The organism is Kitasatospora sp. NPDC094019, assembly GCF_044764505.1.
In the GTDB taxonomy this organism is placed as follows: Bacteria; Actinomycetota; Actinomycetes; order Streptomycetales; family Streptomycetaceae; genus Kitasatospora.
Genome location: NZ_JBIWIF010000001.1, coordinates 197,779 through 219,584, shown reverse-complemented (window position 1 = coordinate 219,584; position 21,806 = coordinate 197,779). Strand labels below are relative to the sequence as shown.

Here is a 21,806-nt window from a genome sequence, read left to right as displayed (position 1 = left end):
CGGGCGCGCCGGTCCGCCCGGACCGCGCCCGGGCCGGGGCCCGCCCGCCGCCGGCGCGCCCGGTGTGGCGGGTGCGCCGTGGCGCCGTCGCGCCGTACGTCCGGACCCGGCCGACCGGGGCCTGGCGGAGCCCGGGAACGGCAAGGCGAACCTGGCCGGGGCACTGCTCGACCCGGCCAGGTTAGGGTCACCTTAGCTGATCGGGCCCCCGGCCTGCCTCCCTATGCGTCCGTCCGGGGGAGCGCCCGGCGCGCGCCCCGCGCCCAGCTGGCGTGCGAGCCAGACCGGTACGCCCCCGAGCGCCTGCACCAGCCGGGTCGCCTCCGCCCGCAGCCGGACGGCCTCCTCGGGTTCGGACACCTCGGCCAGCGCCGCCAGCGCCGGGGCCACCCCGACCGTGAAGCCCAACTGCTCCCGCAGTCGCAGCGAGGCGTCGAAGCCCTCCCGGGCCCGCTCGTGGTCCCCGGCGGCCAGTGCCAGCGCGGCCAGGTGCCGCCAGGTCGAGGAGCGCAGCAGCTCGTCCCCGCGCTCGCCCGCGCCCTCGTGGGCCCGGCGGTAGGCGATCCAGGCCGCCGTCGGGTCGTGCAGCAGGTTCTCCGCCACCAGCCCCCGGCGGAAGTCCAGCAGCGGCCGGCCCGGCGCGTCCGGCGGCAGCAGCGCCGAGGTGCGGCCGAGCGCGGCCTGCGCCTCGTCGAGGCGGTCGCGGGCGCCCAGCACACTGGCCACGTACGCCAGGAAGCCCCGGGCGCAGGCCGCCGCCGCGCGCTGCTCGGTGCCGGCCGCGGTGGCCTCGGCCAGCCGCAGGGCCTGCTCCGCCTGACTCCAGTTCGCGGCGGTGAACAAGCATTGCTCGATCAGGAGTTCGGCCCTGACCAGAGCTGCCGCCGGGTCGCGTTCGGCGGCCGGCCGCAACAGATCGGCGGCCTCCCGCCAGCACGCCCGGGACCGCAGCCGCCACACGGTGTCCCCCGGCTCCGGGGGCGCCGCCCGCCCCGGTGCGTCCAGACCGCTCGGGCCCCATCCGTGCTCCGACAACGCCACCTCCTTGTGTGCGCCATCCAGCAGGACGCGGGCCCTCCCCGTTCGTGGCACGACACACCACAGGCCCGCGCTGTGGCGGCAATTCAACACGGGGGCGAGCTTGTGCACCAGATCACGAGCGGAGGTTGTTGCGCGCGGCCGGGTTTTCGTCTAAACGATCAGTGGCGGATCGGTCCGGGCCCGAACGGGGGCTCAGGACGTCCAGCCGGTCTCCATCAGGGCCTCGGCGGCGCCGTTCGCCGGCTGCGGCACCCCCGCCAGATCCAGGCTGAACAGGGCCACCAACAGCTGCTCCCCGCGCACGGTGGCCTGGTGCGAATAGCCCGCAAGAGTGAACATCGCGGCGGCCATCTCCTCCGCGTGCAGGGTCTGCAGCCACAGGCACTCGACCGACTTCACGTCCGCCGGCTCGGTCCAGGTGTCCACCTGGGCGACCATCCGGCTGCCCAGCAGCGTCACCCCGTCGCGCTCCTGGGCCTCCGTCAGCTCCAGGTCGTCGAAGCCCAGCCACTCCAGGTAGCGGGCGGCGGTGAACACCGCGTCCTGCGAGGTCCGCACCGGATGCGGGCGGAACGGCGCCCGTCGGCGCCACTGCGCGGCCTGCCCGCCGCCCCCGGTGGCCGGTGGCGCCGCGGTGGGCGGGGCGTCCAGGGAGTGCGCGGGGCGGGCCGGGTGCGGGTGGGAGGCGCGCGGCCCGGCGGTGGCGCCCAGCGGGCCGGCCGCCGCCCCGCCGCCGAGCCTGGTCGTCCGGTCGACCGGGAGCCGCACGGTGGCCCCGCAGTTGCAGGTGAACTCGGGCTGCGGCCACTGGTCGGAGCGGCCGCAGTGCGGACAACGCATGCTCAGCCAGGAGTCCTCCCAGGACCGGAAGCGCACCTGCACCGGTACGCCGCCGCGCAGCAGCGGGACCTTGAGCGAGGCGCCGCACGGGCACGGCAGCGAGGGCGGCTCGTAGAGGTGCTCCCGTCGGCAGGCGGGGCAGCGGATCGCCCGGGCGCCACCCGCCGCCCCCGGGCCGCGCCCGGCCGGGTCGTGTCCGGTGAAGTCGTCGGGCAGTCCGGCCATCGCGGGGCACCGTCCGTTCGAATCGGGGGTGGAGTGACGCCTCCCATGCTCCCCGAAACCTGGGAGGTGCGGCGCGGAATGCGGCAATCCTCAGGGACGAATCAGGGGTGCGGGCCCGAATCCTCGCCGGTGAGGAGGAGGGTGGTCCCCCTCCGGCGGGAGTCCCGGCCCGGTGGGCGTCCCGGTCCGGCGGAGGCGGCGGGCGGTGGGGGCGGCGGGCGTCACCCCGCGCCCCAGCGGGCGAGGTCGGCGGGCGTGTCCAGGTCGTCCGGGGAGGCGATGTCGGCGCACTCGACCGGGACCAGCTCGTCGGCGTGCGCCGCCAGCAGGGCCCGGGCCCCGGCGTCCCCGCGCGCGCCCGCGGCCGCCTCGGCGAGGTGCCCGGCCCCGATCAGCACCGGGTGCCCGCGTCGCCCGCCGTACGTCGCCGCGGCCAGGGCGGCCCCGGCCCGGTGCGCGGCCAGCAGCCGGGCCACCGCGGCCGGCCCCACCCCGGGCGTGTCGACCAGCATCACCAGCACCGCCGAGGTGCCCGCGGGCAGCGCGCCCAGGCCGGCCCGCAGCGAGGAGCCCATGCCGCTCTCCCAGCCCGGGTTGGCCACCAGCCGGCACCCCGGCAGATGGGCCGTGGAACGCACCCGCTCCCGGTCCGCGCCCAGCACCACCGTCACCTCCCGGCAGCCGCCCGCCCGGGCCGCCGCCGCGGCGTGCTCCACCAGCGGCCGCCCCCGGTAGGGCAGCAGCGCCTTCGGCCGTCCGCCCAGACGCCGCCCGCCCCCGGCGGCCAGCACCAGCGCGGTGACCGTGTCCCTCTGTTCCATGGGCCCAGCCTGCCGGGCCCGGCGGCCGGGGCACAGTCCCGCCGCCGGGTGTTGGACGATCACACGAGCGGGGGCGGCGGCCGGTGGCCGCGCCCCGGCGGTTCGGCCGCTGGTGCTCCCGCCGCAGGGCCCCTGTACTGGGCGGATGAGCAGCGCGTCGAGGAACAGTGCGTCGGGGGACAGCGGATCGGTGGCCGGTGTGTCGGGCGCCGATGCGTCGGTGGCCGATGCGTGGGTGGCCGGTGCGTCGGGCGCCACCGCGCCGGGAGCGGCCGTCGCCGTACCGGAGCCCGACGTGACGGGCGGCCCCGTGCCGGGCGGCGCCGGGCCGGCGCTCCCCCTGGTGGACCGGTACGGGCGGGTGCACACCGATCTGCGGGTCTCGCTGACCGACCGGTGCAATCTGCGCTGCACCTACTGCATGCCGGCCGAGGGCCTGGACTGGCTGCCCCGGGCGGAGGTGCTGGACGACGACGAGGTGGTCCGCCTGGTGCGGATCGCCGTCCGCCGGCTCGGCATCACGGCGGTCCGCCTCACCGGCGGCGAGCCGCTGCTGCGGCGCGGCCTGCCCGCCCTGGTCGGCCGGATCGCGGCGCTCGGGCCGGAGGTGTCGCTGACCACCAACGGCATCGGCCTGGCCAGGACCGCCGAGGCGCTGCGCGCCGCCGGCCTGCACCGGGTCAACGTCAGCCTGGACACCCTGCGCCCCGAGCGCTACGCCGCGCTGACCCGCCGGGACCGGCTCGCCGACGTGCTGGCCGGGCTGGCCGCCGCCCAGGCGGCCGGGCTCGCGCCGGTGAAGGTGAACGCGGTGCCGGTGCGCGGGGTCAACGACGACGAACTGGCCGAGCTGCTCGGCTTCGCCGTCCGGCACGGCTACCGGATGCGTTTCATCGAGTCGATGCCGCTGGACGCGCAGGGCGCCTGGGACCGGGAGCGGATGGTCACCGCGGACGAGATCCTGGCGCGCCTCGGCGAGCGCTTCGACCTGAATCCGGTCGGCCGGGCCGGGAACGCCCCGGCCGAGGAGTGGCGGATCGCAGGGACGGACGCGGTGGTGGGCGTGATCGCCTCCGTCACCCGCCCGTTCTGCGGTGGCTGCGACCGGGTCCGGCTCACCGCCGACGGGCAGCTGCGCAACTGCCTGTTCGCCACCGAGGAGTCCGACCTGCGCGCGCTGCTGCGCGGCGGCGCCGACGACGGCCGGGTGGAGGCCGCCTGGCGGGCCACCATCGGCCGCAAGGGCCCCGGCCACGCCATCGGCGGCGCGGACTTCGTCCGTCCGGCCCGCCCGATGTCGGCCATCGGCGGCTGACCTGCCAGGTCGCCCGGGCCCGGTCGCCCGGCCCAGGCCCCGGCTGGAACTGCGGCTCCGACTGCGGCTCCGACCGCGACTACGGCCGCGGCGGGGCCGGTCGGGCGAAGTGCGCGCGGTAGGCGCGCGGGGTCATGCCGATCCGCAGCAGCAGGTGGCGGCGCAGCGAATCAGCGGTGACGAAGCCGGTCCGGGCGGCGACCCGGTCCACCGTCAGCTCGGTCGACTCCAGCAACTCGCGTGCCTGCTCAAGTCGTTGGGTGAGCAACCAGTGCAGTGGAGTGGTGCCCGCCTCGGCCCGGAAGCGGCGGTTGAGGGTCCGTACGCTCACCCCCGCGTGCGCGGCCAGGTCGGCCAGGGTGAGCGGCTCCGCCAGCCGGGCCAGCGCCCAGGCCCGGGTGGCGGCGAGCGAACTCCCCGCCGTTGAACCGCTGTCCGCGGCCGTCACCGGCGTCGGCAGGAGCTGCGCCCGGCCGCCCTCGCGGACCTCCGAGAGCGCCGCCAGCCGGGCCACCGCGTTGGCCACCGCCGCGCCGTGGTCGGTCCGCACCATGTGCAGGCACAGGTCGATGCCGGCGGTCAGTCCGGCCGAGGTGAGCACCGGGCCGTCGTCGACGAACAGCGCGTGCGGGAGTACCCGCACCTTGGGGAAGCGGTGCTCCAGGGCGCCCGCCTGCACCCAGTAGGTGGTGGCGCTGTGCCCGTCCAGCAGCCCGGCCTGGGCCAGGACGAAGGCGCCGGTGCAGATCGAGGCCATCCGCGCGCCCCGGTCCGCCGCCGTGCGCAGGGCGGCGAGGATCCGTTCGTCGGCGTCGGCGCGGGAGGCGGACCCGGTGACGAGGACGGTGTCGGCCTCGGCGATCGCCTCCAGGCCGTGCGGGACGACGATCCGGAGGCTGCCGGTGGTGGCGATCGGCCCCGGTTCGGCGGTGCAGATCCGTACCCGGTAGGCCGGGGCGCCGTCGAGTTCGGCCGAGCCGAAGACGAGGTCGGGAATGGTGAGGTCGAAGGCGGTCACCGGCGGCACCGCGACCACCGCGACCCGGTGCACACCGGTGGAGCGGGCGGCCGGCCGGGAGGCGATGGGCCGGACTCCGGCGGGCCGGGAGGCGGCCGCGCCGTCGGCCGGGCTGTCGGCCGGGGCGGAGCGGGTGGTGGGGGGCATGGCCAGAACCTCCGGAACCTTGGCAGCCCGGGCCCTGCCGCGCGGCCGGGTCCCGAAGGAGAGTTGATCACGGCGCCGACGCCCCGGCGCCACCCACCCCAACGGCAGCCCAGGAGCCTCCCATGTCCTTCCACGTTGTCACCGGCGCCGGCCCGACCGGCACCGCGACCGCCCTGCTGCTCGCCGGCTCCGGCGAACGGGTCCGGCTGGTCACCCGGCGCGGCACCGGCCCCGAGCATCCGGGCATCGAGCGGATCGCCGCCGACGCCACCGACGCCGACGCCCTCACCGCGCTGGTCGAGGGCGCGGCCTCGCTGGTCAACTGCGCCGCTCCGCCCTACCACCGCTGGCTCACCGGGTTCCCGCCGCTCGCCGCCGGGCTGCTGACCGCCGCCGAACGCACCGGCGCGGGCTTCGTCATGCTCGGCAACGTGTACGGCTACGGGCCGGTCGACGGCCCGCTCACCGAGGACCTGCCCGCTGCCCCGACCAGCCGCAAGGGCGCGCTGCGGGCGGCCCTGTGGGAGCAGGCGCTCGCCTCGCACCGGGCGGGCCGGGCGCGGGTCACCGAGGTGAGGGCCAGCGACTTCCTCGGTCCGGGTGCCACCTCGCTGTTCGGGTTCACGGTCGTGCCCGCCGTGCTGGTCGGTGAGCCGGTCGGCTACCCCGCCGATCTGGACGCGCCGCACAGCTGGAGCCGTCTCGGCGACGTGGCCGCGACCCTGGTCGCCGCCGCCCGCGCCGAGGCTTCCTGGGGCCGGGCCTGGCACGTGCCCAGCACCAGTGAGGCGTCCGCCCGGGAGGTGGCCCGGCGGCTGGCGGCGGCGGCCGGGGCGCCGGAGCCCGCGCTCACCGCCGTCGAGCCGGCCGAACTGGCCCGCTCGGGGGACGAAGTCCTCGCCGAGGTGGTGGAGATGGCCTATCTGTACGACCGGCCGCTGCGGCTGGACTCGACGCGTACGGAGGAGGTGCTCGGGGTGGCGGCGACGCCGTTCGACGAAGTGGTCGAGGAGATCGTCCGCGACGCGCGGTCGTAGCCGGGGCGGGGCCGGGGACGGTCCGGTGCCCGGTGTGAGCTTCACCATGATCGAAATGCTCCGGGTTGTGGTGGCTTGACCGGATGGGGGCCGGCTGGTCTGCTGGTGCGCCGTCAGCCGCCCACCCATCCGGGGAGTCCACCGTGCCCGCCCGTCGCCCTGTCCTGTCCGTCGCCTCCGTGTTCCTGATATCCACCCTGGCGCTGAGCGGTTGCTCCGGCGCCGGGACGCGCAGTGAGGACGCCGCGCCCGCCGGGGCCGGCGCCGTCGGCCCGGGCACCAGTCCGCTGGACAACCCGGACGGCACCAAGCCCGGTCTGGCGCCGCTGGCTTCGCCCGAGGAGCAGAAGGCGGGCCGGGAGCTGATCGCCAGGGTCGCCACCGCCGCGACCGGCCCCAAGGACGGCTACGACCGCAACGAGTTCGGCCCCGCGTGGACCGACAGCGTGGACGGCGTTCCCGGCGGCCGCAACAACTGCGACACCCGCAACGACCTGCTGGCCCGCGACGGTTCGGCGGTCGAGCGCAAGGACGGCTCGAAGTGCGTGGTCACCGCGATGACCATCCTCGACCCGTACACCGGGAAGACCGTGCGGTGGAGCAAGCAGCAGGCGTCGAAGATCCAGATCGACCATGTGATGCCGCTGTCCTACGACTGGCAGATGGGCGCGCGCGGGTGGGACAAGGCCAAGCGGGTCCAGATCGCCAACGACCCGCTGAACCTCATCCCCGCCGACGGCTCGCAGAACGCCTCCAAGGGCGACTCCGGCCCGTCCGCCTGGCTGCCCGCCGACCCGCGGATACGGTGCGCGTACGCGGTCCGCTTCGCGCAGGTGTCGCTGAAGTACCAACTGCCGGTGACGGAGGCCGACAAGAAGACGATGCTGCAGCAGTGCGGCGGCTGACGCCTGATCGAGGGGAGGGCTGCCGTCGGCGGTGTGATGGTCGGGTGATATTCGTGTGCGGTGCATTCGATGATCACCCGACTCTCGCGACGCGCCCTGCCCGCCGTCGCCGCGGCCGTTCTGCTGGCCGCCTGCGGCGGCACCGGCGGCTCCACCGGCGCGGCCTCCACCGCGCCGACGACCGCCCCGACGACGTCCGCGGACCCGACCGCCCCGGCGGCCGTCCCCACGCCCACCCCGACGCCGACCCCGACCGTGAAGCCGACCGGCCAGGCCGACCCGGCACTCGGCTCCTTCTACGGCCAGCAACTCGCCTGGGCGGCCTGCAAGGACGACCCGAAGACGGCGAAGACCGACGAGTCGGCGGTCCAGTGCGCGACCCTCAAGGTCCCGCTGGACTACGCGAACCCCTCCTCCGGGGAGACGCTGGACATCGGCGTGGCCCGGATCACCGGCTCCAAGCCCGGGGAACGGACCGGTTCGCTCCTGGTCAACCCGGGCGGGCCGGGCGGCAGCGGGGTGTCCATGGTCCAGGGCGGCCAGAAGGACTACGACGGTCCGCTGCGCGACCACTACGACATCGTCGGCTTCGACCCCCGCGGCACCGGCCTCAGCGCCCCGGTCAACTGCCTGGACGACAGGGCCCGGGACACCTGGGCCACCACCGACGCCCTCGGCCCCGAGCACGGCAAGCTGCTCGCGGACGCGTGCCGGGCCAAGTACGGCACCCTGCTGGAGCACCTCGGCACCCGCGACACCGCTCGCGACATGGACGTGCTGCGCGCGGCGCTCGGCGACCGGAAACTCACCTACCTGGGCCTGTCCTACGGCACCTACCTCGGCAGCGTCTACGCGGAGGAGTTCCCGGACCGGGTCGGCCGGCTGGTGCTGGACGGCGCGGTCGACCCCGCCAAGCCGATCGCCCAGAGCAACATCGAGCAGTACGCGGGCTTCGAGCGCTCGCTCCAGGCGTTCGCCGCCCACTGCGCCAAGCAGGCGCAGTGCCCCCTCGGCAAGGATCCGGACCAGGCGGCGGGCAAGCTCGCCGACTTCCTCGACGGGCTCAAGCAGAAGCCGCTCACCACCACCGGCGGCCGGGTGCTCACCTCCGCGGCCGCCTGGACCGGCGTGGTCGAGGGGCTCTACGGGGACGAGAGCGGCTGGGACTCCCTGGCCAACGCCATCGGTTGGGCCATGGTCCGGGGCAAGGGCGACAACCTGTTGGCCTACGCCGACTCGTACAACAAGCGGGACAAGGACGGTCACTACAACGTCTCCGCCGACGCCTACACGGCGATCTACTGCGCGGACGGGGCCACCGACGTCCTCACCGGGGCGGCACTCGACGCCGCCTACGCCGAGATGGCCGCCAAGGCGCCGCTGATCAGCCGGCACGAGCCGGGAGCGGCGCTGTTCGACCCCGACTGCCGCAGCTGGCCGTTCCGTTCGCCGGAGAAGGCGCACCCGATCGTCTCGAAGGCCACGACCCCGATCGTGGTGGTCGGCTCGACCGGCGACGCGGCCACGCCCTACGCCAACTCCGAGAAGCTCGCCACCCAGTTGGGCAACGCCGTGCTGCTCACCCGCGAGGGCGAGGGCCACACCGGTTACGGGCACAGCGCGTGCATCCGGGACGCCGTGCACGCCTACCTGGTCGACGGCACCGTGCCGGCCGCCGGGACCCGCTGCGCGACCGACGCCGCCCGGTGAGCCGGCGCGACCGGCGCGACTGACGTGACGGAGGGGCGGGGCGCCGTCCGCGGGGTGACGGCCGGGTGATATTCGTGTGCGGTGGACTCGATGACGACCCGGCTCTCACGACGTGCCCTGCCCGCCGTCGCCGCGGCGGTGCTGCTGGCGGCCTGCACCGGCACCGGCGGCACCACCACCGGCGCCGCGGGTGAGGCTGTCGGCCCGGCAGTGGCCGCGGCGGACACGCAGTCGGCCCCGGACCCGGCGCTCCGGTCCTACTACGGCCAGCAACTCGCCTGGGCGGCCTGCGAGAACGCTCCCAGGACCGAAGGCGTCGACCCGGCTTCGGTGCGCTGCGCGACCCTCCAGGTGCCGCTGGACTACGCCGACCCGTCCGGCGCCACCATCGGCGTGGCGGTGGCCCGGGTCGCCGCCGCCCGGCCCGGGCAGCGGGCCGGTTCGCTCCTGGTCAACCCGGGCGGGCCGGGCAACAGCGGCGTCGACGCCGTCCTCGGCGGCCAGCGCGACTACGACGGCCCGCTGCGCGACCACTACGACATCGTCGGCTTCGACCCCCGCGGAACCGGCCGCACCGCCCCGGTCAACTGCCTGGACGACAGGGCCCGGGACAGCTGGCTCACCACCGACAACCCCGGGTCCGAGCACGGCAAGCTGCTCGCGGACGCGTGCCGGGCCAAGTACGGCACCCTGCTGGAGCACCTCGGCACCCGCGACACCGCTCGCGACATGGACGTGCTGCGGGCGGCGCTCGGCGACCGGAAGCTGACCTACCTGGGCCTGTCCTACGGCACCTACCTCGGCAGCGTCTACGCGGAGGAGTTCCCGGACCGGGTCGGCCGGCTGGTGCTGGACGGCGCGATCGACCCCGCCAAGTCCATCGCCGAGACCAACATCGAGCAGTACGCGGGCTTCGACCGCTCGCTGCGCGCCTTCGCCGCCCACTGCGCCGAGCAGTCGCCGTGCCCGTTCGGCACCGACCCGGGCAAGGCGGCCGTCCGGGCCGCCGACTTCCTCGACGGGCTCAAGCGGAAGCCGCTCACCACCACCGGCGGCCGGATCCTCACCTCCGCCGCCGCCTGGGCGGGCGTGATGGACTCCCTCTACGGCGACGAGGGCGGCTGGGACGGTCTGGCCTCCGCCATCGGGTGGGCCATGGACCGGGGCAACGGCGACTACCTGCTCGCCTACGCCGACTCCTACAACAAGCGCGGCGGGGACGGCCGTTACGGCGCCGCCGCCGACGCCTACACCGCGATCTACTGCGCCGACGGGGCCACCGACGTCCCGACCGGGGACGCGCTGCGGGACGCCTACGCCCGGCTGGCCGCCAGGGCGCCGCTGATCAGCCGGCACGAGCCGGCGGCGGTGCTGTTCGACCCCGACTGCCGCAGCTGGCCGTTCCGTTCGCCGGAGAAGGCGCACCCGATCGTCTCGAAGGCCACGACGCCGATCCTCGTGGTCGGCTCGACCGGCGACGCGGCGACCTCGTACGCCAACGCCCAGCAGCTGGTCGCCCAACTGGGCAACGCGGTGCTGCTCACCCGGGAGGGCGAGGGGCACACCGGTTACGGGCACAGCGCCTGCGTCCGGGCGGCGGTGGGTGCCTACCTGGTCGACGGCACCCTGCCGGTCGCCGGGACGCGCTGCGCGAGCGACCGGGGATAGCGCGACGGCGGGGCGCCCTCCCGGTGTTCGTCCGGGAGGACGCCCCGTCCGTCGGGGGGCTGCCGGGTCAGGAACTCGGCGGCTGCGTCAGGTCGTAGAAGGTCGACCCGCCGACCGTGCGGGCGGTGTAGTGGCTCGCCACCCACTCCTCGATCTGCGAGGTCATCGAGTCCGAGGACCCGCCGCCGGGGCCGGTCATGGTGGTCATGCCGTTCGCTCCCGCCGCCTCGGCCGAACCGCCGCCGGTGCGGCGCGACTCGCCGCCGATGAACCAGTGCACCTTGCCTTCCTTCACGTACTGCTGGAAGGCGCTCAGGCTGAGCGACGGGTCGCTGCTGTTGAAGCCACCGAGGGCCATCACCGGGACGTCGGAGGCGAGTTGGTAGCTGGCCGCGTTCTGCGAACCGGAGGTCGCGCCGGCCCAGCGGTAGCGGTCGGCGTCCTGCTTCAGCAGGGCGGCCGCCTCCTCGCTCACCCGGGCGCCGTTCAGCAGCCCGTTCATCCCGCCGGGGCCGCCCTGACCGCCCTGACCGCCGAAGCCGCCGGGGCCGCCCTGACCGCCGAAGCCGGTGTAGGGGCCCTGGGCGCCGCCGCCGTCGCCGTTCGGGACCCGGCCGGTGCCCCGGCCGCCGTCCTGCTGCGGGAAGCCGGGGACGGTCTGGTTCCCGCCCTGGCCACCGCCCTGGCCCATGCCCTGGCCGCCGTTCTGAGGAGGCGTCACCATCCGGCCGTTGAGCCACAGTCCCGGCGCACCGCCGCCCGCGCCGCGCCCGCGCATGCCGCCGGGGCCGAAGCCGCCCGCGACCGAGGGCCCGGCCAGCACGATCGAGCCCTGGTGCGCGGTGTTGACCGTCTCCACGGCGTACGCCGCCGGGCCGCCCAGCGCCGCCGCCGCGCCCACCAGGCCCGCCACGGCGGTCACCCGCCCGGCAAGCCGCCGTGCCCCGGCGCGCCCGTCGGCCGGGGCGTCGGCCGGGGCATCCGTCGCAGGACCGCCGGGGGCGGCGGACGCGAGCCGGGCCCCCAGCGGACCGGCCACCAGCAGTGCCACCGCCGCGAGCAGCCCGCCGGCCAGCACCGTCGGCCGCAGCCACGGCAGGAAGTCGGAGCTCCGTCCGAGCAGCACGTACGCCCACACCGCCGTCCCGGCGAGCGTCGCGGCCAGCACCGCCGCGTACGGCAGCCGGTGCCGGGCCCGCCAGAGGCCGTCCACGCCCATGCCGACCAGCGCGGCCACCGCCGGGGCCAGCGCCACCGTGTAGTACTGGTGGAAGATCCCGGACATGAAGCTGAAGGTCAGCGCGGTGCACAGGAGCCAGCCGCCCCAGAGCAGGAACGCCGCGCGGGCGGTGTCCGTCCGCGCGTGCCGCCGGGTGGCCCACAGGCCGAGCAGCAGCAGGACCAGCGCGGCGGGCAGCAGCCAGGCGATCTGCCCGCCGATGTCGCCGTCGAACAGCCGGGTGAGGCCGGTCTCGCCCCAGCCGCCACCGCCGCGCGCACCGCCGGGCGGCCCGCCGGCGGTCGCACCGCCGGGGCCGTTGCCGAGGATCGCCTCGGCCCCGACCGGGAGCCGGCCCCGGCCACCGCCGCCGACGCTGCCGGTCTCGTCGCCGTTGAGCCGCCCCAGGCCGTTGTAGCCGAAGGTGAGGGACAGGAAGCTGTTGTCCTGCGAGCCGCCGATGTAGGGGCGCGCCGACGCCGGCACCAGTTCGACGATCGCGACCCACCAGCCGCCCGCGACCACCATCGCCAGGCCGCCGGCCAGCAGTTGCCGGACCCGCCGCCACAGCCCGGTCGGCGCCACCGCCAGGTAGAGCAGTGCGAAGGCGGGCAGGACCAGGAACGCCTGGAGGGTCTTGGTGAGGAACGCCAGCCCGAGCATCACCCCGGTGAACACCAGCCACCGGGTGCCCGCGGCCTCGATCGCCCGCACCAGCCCGTAGGCGGCCAGGGTCAGCAGCAGGACCAGCAGCGCGTCCGGGTTGTTGAAGCGGAACATCAGCGCCGCCACCGGTGTCAGCGCGAAGGCCAGACCGGCCAGCAGCCCGGCGAGCGGCGAGAAGCGCCGCCGCACCGTCGCGTACAGGGCGCCGACGGTGCCGACGGCCATCAGCGCCTGCGGGGCCAGCACCGACCAGGAGGAGAGCCCGAACACCCGGGCCGAGAGCGCCATCGGCCACAGGGCCAGCGGGGGCTTGTCGACGGTGATGAAGTTCCCGGCGTCCGAGGAGCCGTAGAAGAAGGCTTTCCAGCTCCGGCTGCCCGCCTGGGCGGCGGCGGAGTAGAAGGAGTTGGCCCAGCCGGAGGCGGACAGGCCCCAGAGGTAGAGGACGGCGGTGGCCGCCAGCAGGGCGAGCAGCGAGGGCCGGACCCAGCGCGGGTCCTCCGGGCGGCCTTGCCAGGTCCGGGCGGGGAGGGTGCGCAGCCGTCCGGACCAGGACGCCGGGCCCTTGGGACCGGTGGGCGGCAGCGGGAACTCCGGGAACAGCGGCGGGTGGGCGGGCCGCCCGGGTGCCGCCCCCTCCGGCGCGGAGGCGGGCGGCAGCAGCGGGGGCGGGAAGTCCCCGGCCTCCGGCCAGGGCTCGCCGGCCGGCGGGGTGAGGCTGGTCGTGGTCATGGGCGCTACGCTCGGGCGCCCGGCTGAGAGAACGGTGAGACGCGGGTATGAGCCGTCTGTGATCCTCGTCCTCCCTGCTCGGAGGAGTGGTGCGGTTGCGCCGTTCGGGGTGCCGTCGCGCCGTCGGGGCGCCGCTACGCCGAGGGATGCCGCCGCGCCGTAGGGATGCTGCCGCGCCGTCCGGGGCGCCGCTACGCGGGCTGGGGCACCGTCAGGTGCTTGCCGAGCCACTCCAGCGCGGGCGGGATCTCCCTGGTCCAGGTGTGGAAGTTGTGACCGCCGGTGTCCAGGGTGATGGTGGACAGCTTGGTCGGTGCCTTGAACGAGCCGACCATGGCCTGGGTGCCCTCGTAGTTGTTCTCGTCGTAGCTGGTGGCGAGCAGCAGCGCGACCGGCTCGGCGGGCTTGTTCCGCAGTCGCCAGACCAGGTCGTTCTCCTGCTTCAGCCGGTCGTTGCCGGCGAACAGGTCGCCGGTGGTCTCGTCGATCGGCGCGGTGTAGTAGCCGGAGAGCGAGATCGCGGACCGGTACGCGTCCGGCTTGCGCAGCGCGAACTTGAGGGCACAGTAGCCGCCGGTGGAGTTGCCGATCACGGCCCGGCTGCCCGGGTCGGTGCCGATCCGGTAGCCGGAGGACATCGCCTTGGGCAGGTCGCTGGTGAAGAAGGTCTCGACCTGCGGCCCGCCGGGGACGTCCATGCACTCGGTGTCGCGGTTGCCGACCAGGGTCGGGCGCATCAGCACCAGGACGGTCGGCGGCAGCTTCTTCTCCTCGATGGCGGTGAGGGCGGAGGCGGGGTACTGCATCAGCGTGATGAGCTTCTCCGCCGAGCCCGGGTACCCGGCCAGCACCAGGGCCATCGGGAACCTGCTCTGCGCGTACTCGGGCTGGAAGTACTGCGGCGGCAGGTAGACGAAGGCGTCGCTGCTCAGGCCGCTCTGCGTCCCGCGGACCGAGACCTCCTGGATCAGTCCGGAGCGGTCGCGGGCCGATCCCTGCGCGGAGTACATGTTCTTCTCCCCGGTGACGGAGAGGGTGGAGGCCGCGTTCGGCTGGTGGTCGACGACCGTGCCGGGCTTGCCGTTGGTGCCGAGCAGGTCGCTCCAGGAGCTGTAGAAGCCGAAGTAGCCGTTGGCGATCAGTCCCATCGCGACGAGCACCGCGAGCTGGGTGGCGAGGAAGGCGCCGATCCGCCCGGTCCACGCCTTCCAGCCGTGTCCGCCGAACCTCGGCCAGAGCCACATGGTGGCGGCGAAGACGCCGACCGCGAGCACGGCGGCGATGATCTGGAGCGGGAATCCCGTGAGGCTGAGCACCCGTCGATCGTAGTTGACCCGCCCCGACCCTCCGCGCGCCCCTTTATGCTCCCCATATACGCTTCGACGCGCTGCAAGTGCGCCCTGTTGACCGCCTCTTGTCGGGTCGGGATCATGTCGGCGGGGACGAGCAGACTGCACGGAGTGTGCATGAGAGAGCACCGAGAGAACATCCGGGGGAACGCCATGAGGTCCTTCATCAAGGTCGGCACGGCGGTCGGCGCCGCGATGCTGCTGGCTGCCTGCTCCGGGGGCAGCAGCGGCGGATCGGGCGGCAGCGGCGGCAGTTCGGCGGCGTCGAGTCCGTCGGACGGCTTCAGCGCGCTGCCCGCGCCCACCTATACGCCGACACCCACGCCGACCCCGACGCCGTACGGGCCGGTCCTGGCCGGCTACGTCGACCCGGTCGGCACCGCGCTCGGCAAGATCAACCCCGCCGCCGACCTGACCGGCTTCATGGCCGCGCTCCAGGAGGCGGCCGGCGCCGCCAACTCCGCCAGCAGCGGTCTCGGGCTGAGCGACACCCCGGTCGCCGTCGGCACCACCAAGCGCCAACTGGTGACGGCGTTCTCGCAGCTCGCCACGGACCTGACCAAGATCCGGACGGACATCAAGGCGAAGACCTACTGCACCACCGGCTCCGCCTTCGCCCAGGTCGGTCTCTCGGAGGGCCTCAAGGCCGTCCCCGGCGCCCTCGCCGAGATGACCGCGGCCGGCTACACCACCAACTTCGCCGTCCCGCAGACCCCGCAGCCGCAGACCCGGAGCCTGGACAACGGCGCCTTCGTCACCAAGGGCAAGCTGCGCGGCGAGGGCGAGCTGAACATCGACAACGCGGAGGGCAGCACCGACTCCGTCGTCACGCTCTCCAAGACCGGCAAGGCCGTCCACTCGCTGTACGTCGGCAAGGGCAAGAAGGCGTCGATCAAGGGCATCGAGGACGGCACCTACGACGTGTTCTTCTCCGACGGCATCGACTGGGACCCGACGCTGAAGATGTTCACCCAGGACTGCAGCTACACCAAGTTCGACGAGACGATGGAGTTCGAGACCGGCAAGACCTACTCGATCTGGTCGATCACGCTGACCGCCAAGGTCGGCGGCAACGCGAAGACCAGCGACGTGGACGAGCAGAACTTCCCGCAGCCGTAGCGCGCGGTCGGGGCCGGGCGGCCGTAGTGCCCGGCCCTGGCCTGCGCGCGGGCCCGGTCCGGTGTCCGGACCGGGCCCGACCGCGTTCCGGCCCGGTCCGACCCGCACCCCCGGAACGGCGGCAGCGCGATCGGATGCCCGGGGGGACGGCCCTTCGCTGCCCGGCGGCCGGGCCCCCGCTGCCCGGGAGACCCCGGCGCGGCGTCGGGGTCCGGGTCCGGGTCCGCTGACGGCGGGATTCGGGCGCGGTCCGCTCCCAGTCAATTGTCAGTGGCCCATGCCACACTCCCGCCATGGCACCCGAACCGCTCGCCGCCCTCACCTTCGCCGCCTGGCGCCGGCTCGACCTCGCCGCCGCCACCCGGATCGCCGCCCAGGCCGCCGACGGCGCGGGCGGGCGGCTGGAGCGCGTCGAGACGGTCGAGCACCTGGGGGCGCCGCTGCACCGGGTGCTGGTCGAGCGGGGCGGGCGGATGTTCGCGCTGATACCCGGCGGGCGGGTCGCCGTCGGCTACGACGTGGCGGCCTGGCGGCCGTCCGCCGAACTCCTCGCCGGCTACCGGGAGGAGAGCGCCGATCAGGGCTTCGGTGACGCGGACCCGCGCGCCCACCTCGCCCGGGTGCTCAGTCCGCGCCGGACGGTCACCGTGCCGACCCTGCTGATGGCGGTCGAGGACGAGCCGATCGAGGAGGTGCCCGCCGACATGCCGGCCGTCCTCGCCCGCGAGGGCCTGCGGCTGCCGACGTCCGACGAGTGGGAGCACGCCTGCGGAGCCGGCGCCCGCACCCTCTTCCGCTGGGGCGACGAGTGCCCGCTCGACCGCCTCCCGTACGGCGACGACACCGGCCCGCACGCGGGGCCGAACGCCTTCGGCCTGCTCATCGCGCACGACACCTACCGCTCCGAGATCACCGCCGAGCCCGGCCTGATCCACGGCGGCGACGGTGGCGAGTCCGTCTGCGGCGGCTACGGCACCTTCCTGTCCTGGCTCCCGCTGGCAACCGCCAACCGCCATCCCGACCTCGCGGCCTTCGTCTACGGCGAGGACGGCGAGGACCTCGTCGACTGCCTCTCCACCCGCTCGGTCCTCGATCTGCACTGACTCCCGCTCCGGCAAGGGCGATCAGGCCGTCGGGGTCCTCGGCGCCGTCAGAAGTCGGTCGTGTCCAGCACGACGTCCAGCGGCTCCGGGAGCCGTACCTCCGCCCCGAACGGGTGCGGCCCCTCGACGAGCGTGTACCCGAGTTGTCCCGGCCGGGAGAAAAGCGTGCACGTCCGCTCATGACGGTCCACCAGGAGATGGACCGGGGCCCCGTACTGCGAGTAGCGGCGCCGCTTCGCCGTCCGGTCCGTCTCCGCGCTGGAGGGGGAGGTCACCTCGACCACCAGGAGGGTCTGGTCCGGCACCAGTGCCCCCTCGGTCCTGGCGAGTCCGGCCGGCACCACGGCGAGGTCCGGGACGTAGAAGTTCTCCGTTCCGGGGAGGTCCAGGTTTCCCGATCCGGCCCGGAGCCCCAGCTCCCGGAGGCGAGGTCCGATCTGTTCCCGGATCAGGTCGACGGCGCTCTCGTGGGCCCAGGACGACGCGACCGGTGTGATGACTCCTTCGACGATCTCGGCCCGCTCGCCCGCGATGTGGCGAATGGCGTACTTCAGGGCGTGCTCGGGGTCGGGGACCTGGCTGTAGTCGCTGGGCTCTGCCTGCGCAGCGTTCACGTTCCGCTCCTTTCCCTTCCCGGCGCGGCCGGTCGTCGGACCGTCCGCGGCCGTGGACAGCGTAGGGCGGCGTGCCCGCCCGGGGTCGGAGCATTGCGGTGCCCGGCGCACATTCGTCCAGGACTCGCGGGTGGCCGGTTGATGGTGGCTCGGGCGGATTCGCGCATGTGACTTCTGCCCGATCGGTTGACCGATTGAGGTGACCATGGCACTTTCGTGCGGCGCGGGCGTCCGCAACCGGTCGTACGCCCCGCATCCCCCACAAGGAGAGCCATGCTCAAGAGACTCGCCGCCGCGTCCGCCGCGAGCGCTGTCATCGCCGGGGTCCTCACCTCGGTGGCAGTCGCCCCCGCGCAGGCGGTACAGGCCGGTGACCTGGCGTCCACCATCGCGCTGAGCAACTGCTCGGCCTCGCTGGTGCGTTACCCCTCGTCGGTCGACACCGACCGGGCCCTGATGCTCACCAACGGCCACTGCCTGCCGACCATGCCGCCCGCCGGCCAGGTCATCCAGAACCAGACCGCCAGCCGCAGCGGCACCCTGCTCAACGCCTCCGGTGGCTCGCTGGGTACCGTGCAGGCCGACAAGGTGCTGTACGCGACGATGACCGGCACGGACGTCGCGCTGTACCAGCTCACCGACACCTTCGGGTCGATCACCTCGAAGTTCGGTGCCACCGCGCTGACCATCAACGACACCCACCCGGTCGACGGTTCGGCGATGTACATACCGTCGTCCTACTGGAAGCAGACCTGGAACTGCTCCGTCAACGGCTTCACCGACCTGCGCGAGGACGCCTGGAGCTGGCGCGACTCGATCCGCTACAGCTCCGGCTGCAACACCACGCACGGGACCTCGGGTTCGCCGATCGTCGACGCCGCCACCCGCAAGGTCGTCGGCATCAACAACACCGGCAACGACGACGGCCAGATGTGTACCCTCAACAACCCGTGCGAGGTCGCCGCCGACGGCACCACCACGGTGCACCAGGGCCAGAGCTACGGCCAGGAGACCTACTGGTTCACCACCTGCCTGGGCAACGGCCGGGTCATCGACCTCAACGTCAGCGGCTGCCTGCTGACGAAGCCCGCGGGCAGCGGCTCCGTCTCGGTCGCGAACCCGGGCGACCAGTCCACGACGGTGGGCGGATCGGCGAACGTCCGGATCACGGCGAGCGGCGGTACGACCCCGTACACCTACTCGGCGACGGGCCTGCCGGCCGGTCTGTCGATCAACGCCTCCACCGGTGTCATCAGCGGCACCGCGAGCACGGCGGGCACCTACAACGTCACCGTGACGGCGAAGGACGCGGCGGCCAAGTCCGGTAGCACCAGCTTCACCTGGGTGGTCTCCGGCGGCGGTGGCGGCACCTGCACCCCGGCGCAGCTGCTCGGCAACGCGGGCTTCGAGACCGGCACGGCCGCGCCGTGGACCACCTCCAGCGGCGTCGTCGACAAGTCGGCCTCGCAGGCCCCGCACGGCGGCACCTGGAAGGCGTGGCTGAACGGCTACGGCTCCACCCACACCGACACCCTGTCCCAGACGGTGACCGTGCCGACCGGCTGCAGGGCCACCCTGAGCTTCTACCTGCACATCGACACCGGTGAGTCCGGCACCACGGCGTACGACAAGCTGACGGTCCAGGCCAACGGCACCACCCTGAAGACCTACTCCAACGCCGACGCGGCCGCGGGCTACCAGCTCCGCAGCCTCGACCTGTCGGCCTACGCGGGTCAGTCGGTGACGGTCAAGTTCACCGGTACCGAGGACTCCTCGCTGCAGACCAGCTTCGTGATCGACGACACCTCGGTCGCCACCAGCTGACCCCGGGCCGGGAGCGGAGCACGCGGCGCGGCCCCTCGGAGCGCACTCCGAGGGGCCGCGTCACGGGCGGTGGCGGTCAGTTCATGTTGCTGTTCAGCATCGACATGTAGGTGGCGCCCTGGGCGAAGCTGCGCAGGTCGATGCCGCCGAGTCGGACCGAGGGCGTGGTGTTGTTGTTGCGGGCCCGGTACATGTAGCCGGAGCCGCGGCCCCAGTCGTTCTCCTCGGCGGCCTCCTGGGCGTTCAGCTGGGTGTTGCCGCCGAGGCCGTCGCGGACCCGCGTCTCGATGTTGCGGAAACGGCTGGCCTCGGACACGACGGCGATCGCGGCGACGAGGTCCTCGCGGAAGTTGTTGTAGGTGGTCCCGTTGGAGGCGTAGCCCCACAGCCGGTTCATCGCGCCGACCAGGTTGTTATGGCTGATCGACACCTGACGGGTGCCCTGCGATGCCTCCAGGCTGTGGTTTCCGCCGTAGCGTCCGTTGAAGGGGAGCCGGATGGCGTTGCGGCCCAGCGCCTGGCCCAGGTCGTAGGGCGCGTCGGGCTCGTTGGCGAACTGGACGACCACGCCGGCGTTGCCGGTGGAGAAGCCGCGCAGGTAGAGGTTGTCGGCCGTGAGGTAGAGGGTGAGCGTCCGGGTGCCGTCGTTGGTCGTGAACTGGGCGTTGACGGCGATGACCTCGTTGGTGCGCGGGGTCTCCCAGACCGTGCCCTCGCCGCCGTTGCCGCTGATGATCGGGCCGATGTTGTGGATCGACCGGATCATCTGGGTGTACGAGGCGCGGCGGTTGTCCACGTTGCCGCTCCGCAGGTCCCAGTTGATGGTGTGGACGGGGACCTGGAGGATCGAGACCTGGCCGGCGCCGGGCTGCGGTGCGACGGCCTGGGCGGCGGGTGCCACGCCGGCGAGCAGGGGGAGGCAGAGGAGGGCGGCGGTGAGCGTCCTGCGCATGGGGAACTCCTTCGGGTGGTGAGGGCTTCGAGGGCGGAGAGGCCGGGGATCAGTTGACGGTGAAGGTCACTTCGGCGTTCTTGCCGCCGCCGCCGGAGGTGGTGCAGTTGTGGCCGGACGGGACCTCGCAGCTGTAGCTGTTGGAGCCGGCGAAGGGGTTGCTCCAGCGGAAGGTGACCTTGCCGCCGCCGGAGAGCAGGTACTCGGCACTGCCGGCGGTGCCGGTGGCGAACCCTTCGGACTCGCTCTGCCAGCGGGCCCGGTCGCCGTTGTTGATGGCCGACGGGGGCAGGCTGTTGCCGGTCCAGATGCCGCCGTCCAGGCCGGCGCCGATCCGGCCGAGCAGGGCGCCGGAGTAGTTGTTGACGTTGACCTTGACGCTGCGGACGGGGGTGACGGCAGCGGTCAGGTCGGAGTCGGAGGCGGTCTTCGCCGAGAAGGCGGAGGGGCCGCCGGTGAGGGTGAAGGCCACGTTGGCGTTGTTGCCGCTGCCGCCCGACCAGCTGCACTGGTAGCCCGCGGGGGCGTCGCAGCTGTAGGAGTTGCGGCCGGAGTAGGGGTTGTTCCAGCGGAGGGTCACCGTCTGGTTCCAGTCGCTCGCGAAGCGGTAGACGGTGTAGCCCTCGGTGCCGGTGGCGAAGCCGCAGGACTCGCTCTTCCAGGAGGCGGTGACGGTCTTGGCGATGGCGTCCTGCGGCAGGCCGTCGCGGGACCAGCAGCCGTGGGAGAGACCGGAGTCGGTGCGCTGCAGCTGCTGCTGGGTGCTGTTGCGGAAGGAGACGCCGGTGCTGCGGGCGGCCTCCTGGACGGTGACGGCGCCGGTGGCGGGGGCGGTCGTGACGGTGTCGGGCGAGGGGGCGGCCGTGAGGCTGCTGGGCGTGGGTGCGGCCTGGGCGGCCGGGGCGAGGGCGGCCGCGCCGCCGAGGAGGGTGGTGAGCAGGGCGGCCGAGGCGGCCCAGCGGGTGGAGCTTGAGAGCGTGGGCATGACAAGTAATCCCTTCGAGGATGGGGGGAGGGGCCTGGAGGGGGAGGGGTGGCCGGGGGCGGCCGTCGGGTCAGCGGGCGTGGACTGCTGCGGTCACTCGACGTACCAGAGGTCGAAGCTGCTGCCGGTGTTGTTCGGGTTGCACTCGAAGCGGCTGTACAGGCCCAGTGCGACGCTGAGCGAACCGGCCTGGTTGCACTGGGCGTAGGTGCCGTAGTGGCCGCCGTAGACCCGGTAGTCGTTCGTCTGTGCGCTCGCGACGCCGGTGGCGACCGCGAGGAGGGCGACGGTCGCGCCCAGGGTGGCGGCCAGTCTGCGGACCGGGATCGCGCGCATGCCGAAGGTCATGGTGTTCCTCTCGTCGGACGCTGTCCGGGGCCGTCGTCCTGGGCTCCCGGAGGCGTGCTGGTGGTGTGTGCTGTGCTGTGCTGTGCTGTGCTGTGCTGTGCTGTGCTGTGCCGGGAGCCTGTGCGCCTGGTCGGCGCCGAGACCGGGGTCGGGCCCGCATCCACCCAA

General features: G+C 74.1%; 18 protein-coding genes. 8 read left to right on the top strand and 10 right to left on the bottom strand.

The features are described from left to right. Positions 1-192: 192 nt before the first annotated feature. The 3 genes from ACIQ9P_RS01015 to ACIQ9P_RS01005 form a co-directional block, all read right to left on the bottom strand. Positions 193-1,035 carry a hypothetical protein gene (locus tag ACIQ9P_RS01015; RefSeq protein WP_402347638.1) on the bottom strand — a complete coding sequence of 281 codons (843 nt, stop codon included), beginning with the start codon at positions 1,033-1,035 and terminating at the stop codon, positions 193-195. A gap of 198 nt (positions 1,036-1,233) precedes the next feature. Continuing rightward, positions 1,234-2,106, bottom strand: a complete 873-nt coding sequence (locus tag ACIQ9P_RS01010; RefSeq protein ID WP_402347635.1) for a hypothetical protein — start codon at positions 2,104-2,106, stop codon at positions 1,234-1,236. Positions 2,107-2,327: 221 nt separating this feature from the next. Further along, positions 2,328-2,927 carry an NTP transferase domain-containing protein gene (locus ACIQ9P_RS01005; protein ID WP_402347632.1) on the bottom strand — a complete coding sequence of 200 codons (600 nt, stop codon included), beginning with the start codon at positions 2,925-2,927 and terminating at the stop codon, positions 2,328-2,330. A gap of 310 nt (positions 2,928-3,237) precedes the next feature. Between ACIQ9P_RS01005 and moaA the strand changes: the two genes are divergently transcribed. Beyond that, positions 3,238-4,242, top strand: a complete 1,005-nt coding sequence (moaA, locus tag ACIQ9P_RS01000; RefSeq protein WP_402349788.1) for a GTP 3',8-cyclase MoaA — start codon at positions 3,238-3,240, stop codon at positions 4,240-4,242. A gap of 79 nt (positions 4,243-4,321) precedes the next feature. Here the strand turns inward: moaA and ACIQ9P_RS00995 are convergent, their stop codons facing one another. Beyond that, the gene (locus tag ACIQ9P_RS00995; protein ID WP_402347629.1) at positions 4,322-5,407 is read right to left on the bottom strand and encodes a GlxA family transcriptional regulator; all 1,086 of its coding nucleotides are present in this window, start codon (positions 5,405-5,407) and stop codon (positions 4,322-4,324) included. 122 nt (positions 5,408-5,529) lie between these two features. Here ACIQ9P_RS00995 and ACIQ9P_RS00990 point away from each other — a divergent pair, with 122 nt between their 5' ends. The 4 genes from ACIQ9P_RS00990 (at position 5,530) to ACIQ9P_RS00975 (ending at position 10,727) form a co-directional block, all read left to right on the top strand. Continuing rightward, positions 5,530-6,444: an NAD-dependent epimerase/dehydratase family protein gene (locus ACIQ9P_RS00990; protein ID WP_402347626.1), complete on the top strand. Its 915-nt coding sequence runs from the start codon at positions 5,530-5,532 to the stop codon at positions 6,442-6,444. Positions 6,445-6,608: 164 nt separating this feature from the next. Next, positions 6,609-7,349 carry an HNH endonuclease family protein gene (locus ACIQ9P_RS00985; protein WP_402349785.1) on the top strand — a complete coding sequence of 247 codons (741 nt, stop codon included), beginning with the start codon at positions 6,609-6,611 and terminating at the stop codon, positions 7,347-7,349. Between the two features lie 69 nt (positions 7,350-7,418). Continuing rightward, positions 7,419-9,059: an alpha/beta hydrolase gene (locus tag ACIQ9P_RS00980; protein ID WP_402347623.1), complete on the top strand. Its 1,641-nt coding sequence runs from the start codon at positions 7,419-7,421 to the stop codon at positions 9,057-9,059. A 90-nt stretch (positions 9,060-9,149) separates the two neighbouring features. After that, positions 9,150-10,727 carry an alpha/beta hydrolase gene (locus ACIQ9P_RS00975; protein WP_402349782.1) on the top strand — a complete coding sequence of 526 codons (1,578 nt, stop codon included), beginning with the start codon at positions 9,150-9,152 and terminating at the stop codon, positions 10,725-10,727. A gap of 67 nt (positions 10,728-10,794) precedes the next feature. On the opposite strand, the gene ACIQ9P_RS00970 is transcribed toward ACIQ9P_RS00975, so the two are convergent. Together ACIQ9P_RS00970 and ACIQ9P_RS00965 are read right to left on the bottom strand one after the other, a co-directional pair. Then, positions 10,795-13,344 (bottom strand): ArnT family glycosyltransferase, encoded by a 2,550-nt coding sequence (locus ACIQ9P_RS00970; RefSeq protein ID WP_402347620.1) that lies wholly within the window; start codon positions 13,342-13,344, stop codon positions 10,795-10,797. Positions 13,345-13,535: 191 nt separating this feature from the next. Further along, positions 13,536-14,660 carry an alpha/beta hydrolase gene (locus tag ACIQ9P_RS00965; protein ID WP_402347617.1) on the bottom strand — a complete coding sequence of 375 codons (1,125 nt, stop codon included), beginning with the start codon at positions 14,658-14,660 and terminating at the stop codon, positions 13,536-13,538. A gap of 150 nt (positions 14,661-14,810) precedes the next feature. On the opposite strand from ACIQ9P_RS00965, the gene ACIQ9P_RS00960 reads away from it, so the two are divergent. Next, the gene (locus tag ACIQ9P_RS00960; RefSeq protein WP_402347613.1) at positions 14,811-15,812 is read left to right on the top strand and encodes a hypothetical protein; all 1,002 of its coding nucleotides are present in this window, start codon (positions 14,811-14,813) and stop codon (positions 15,810-15,812) included. A gap of 293 nt (positions 15,813-16,105) precedes the next feature. Beyond that, positions 16,106-16,915, top strand: coding sequence for a hypothetical protein (locus ACIQ9P_RS00955; protein WP_402347610.1), 810 nt, complete (start codon positions 16,106-16,108; stop codon positions 16,913-16,915). 47 nt (positions 16,916-16,962) lie between these two features. Here ACIQ9P_RS00955 and ACIQ9P_RS00950 read toward each other — a convergent pair whose 3' ends face one another. Beyond that, the gene (locus ACIQ9P_RS00950; protein WP_402347608.1) at positions 16,963-17,529 is read right to left on the bottom strand and encodes a Uma2 family endonuclease; all 567 of its coding nucleotides are present in this window, start codon (positions 17,527-17,529) and stop codon (positions 16,963-16,965) included. A 273-nt stretch (positions 17,530-17,802) separates the two neighbouring features. Between ACIQ9P_RS00950 and ACIQ9P_RS00945 the strand changes: the two genes are divergently transcribed. After that, positions 17,803-19,353: a putative Ig domain-containing protein gene (locus ACIQ9P_RS00945; RefSeq protein ID WP_402347605.1), complete on the top strand. Its 1,551-nt coding sequence runs from the start codon at positions 17,803-17,805 to the stop codon at positions 19,351-19,353. 76 nt (positions 19,354-19,429) lie between these two features. Here ACIQ9P_RS00945 and ACIQ9P_RS00940 read toward each other — a convergent pair whose 3' ends face one another. The 3 genes from ACIQ9P_RS00940 to ACIQ9P_RS00930 form a co-directional block, all read right to left on the bottom strand. Further along, complete coding sequence (locus ACIQ9P_RS00940) at positions 19,430-20,305, bottom strand: ribosome-inactivating family protein (protein WP_360013158.1); 876 nt, start codon at positions 20,303-20,305, stop codon at positions 19,430-19,432. A 49-nt stretch (positions 20,306-20,354) separates the two neighbouring features. Continuing rightward, positions 20,355-21,290, bottom strand: a complete 936-nt coding sequence (locus tag ACIQ9P_RS00935) for a Crystal protein ET79 (RefSeq protein WP_402347601.1) — start codon at positions 21,288-21,290, stop codon at positions 20,355-20,357. 93 nt (positions 21,291-21,383) lie between these two features. Then, positions 21,384-21,638: a hypothetical protein gene (locus ACIQ9P_RS00930; protein ID WP_402347598.1), complete on the bottom strand. Its 255-nt coding sequence runs from the start codon at positions 21,636-21,638 to the stop codon at positions 21,384-21,386. Between the last annotated feature and the right edge of the window lie 168 nt (positions 21,639-21,806).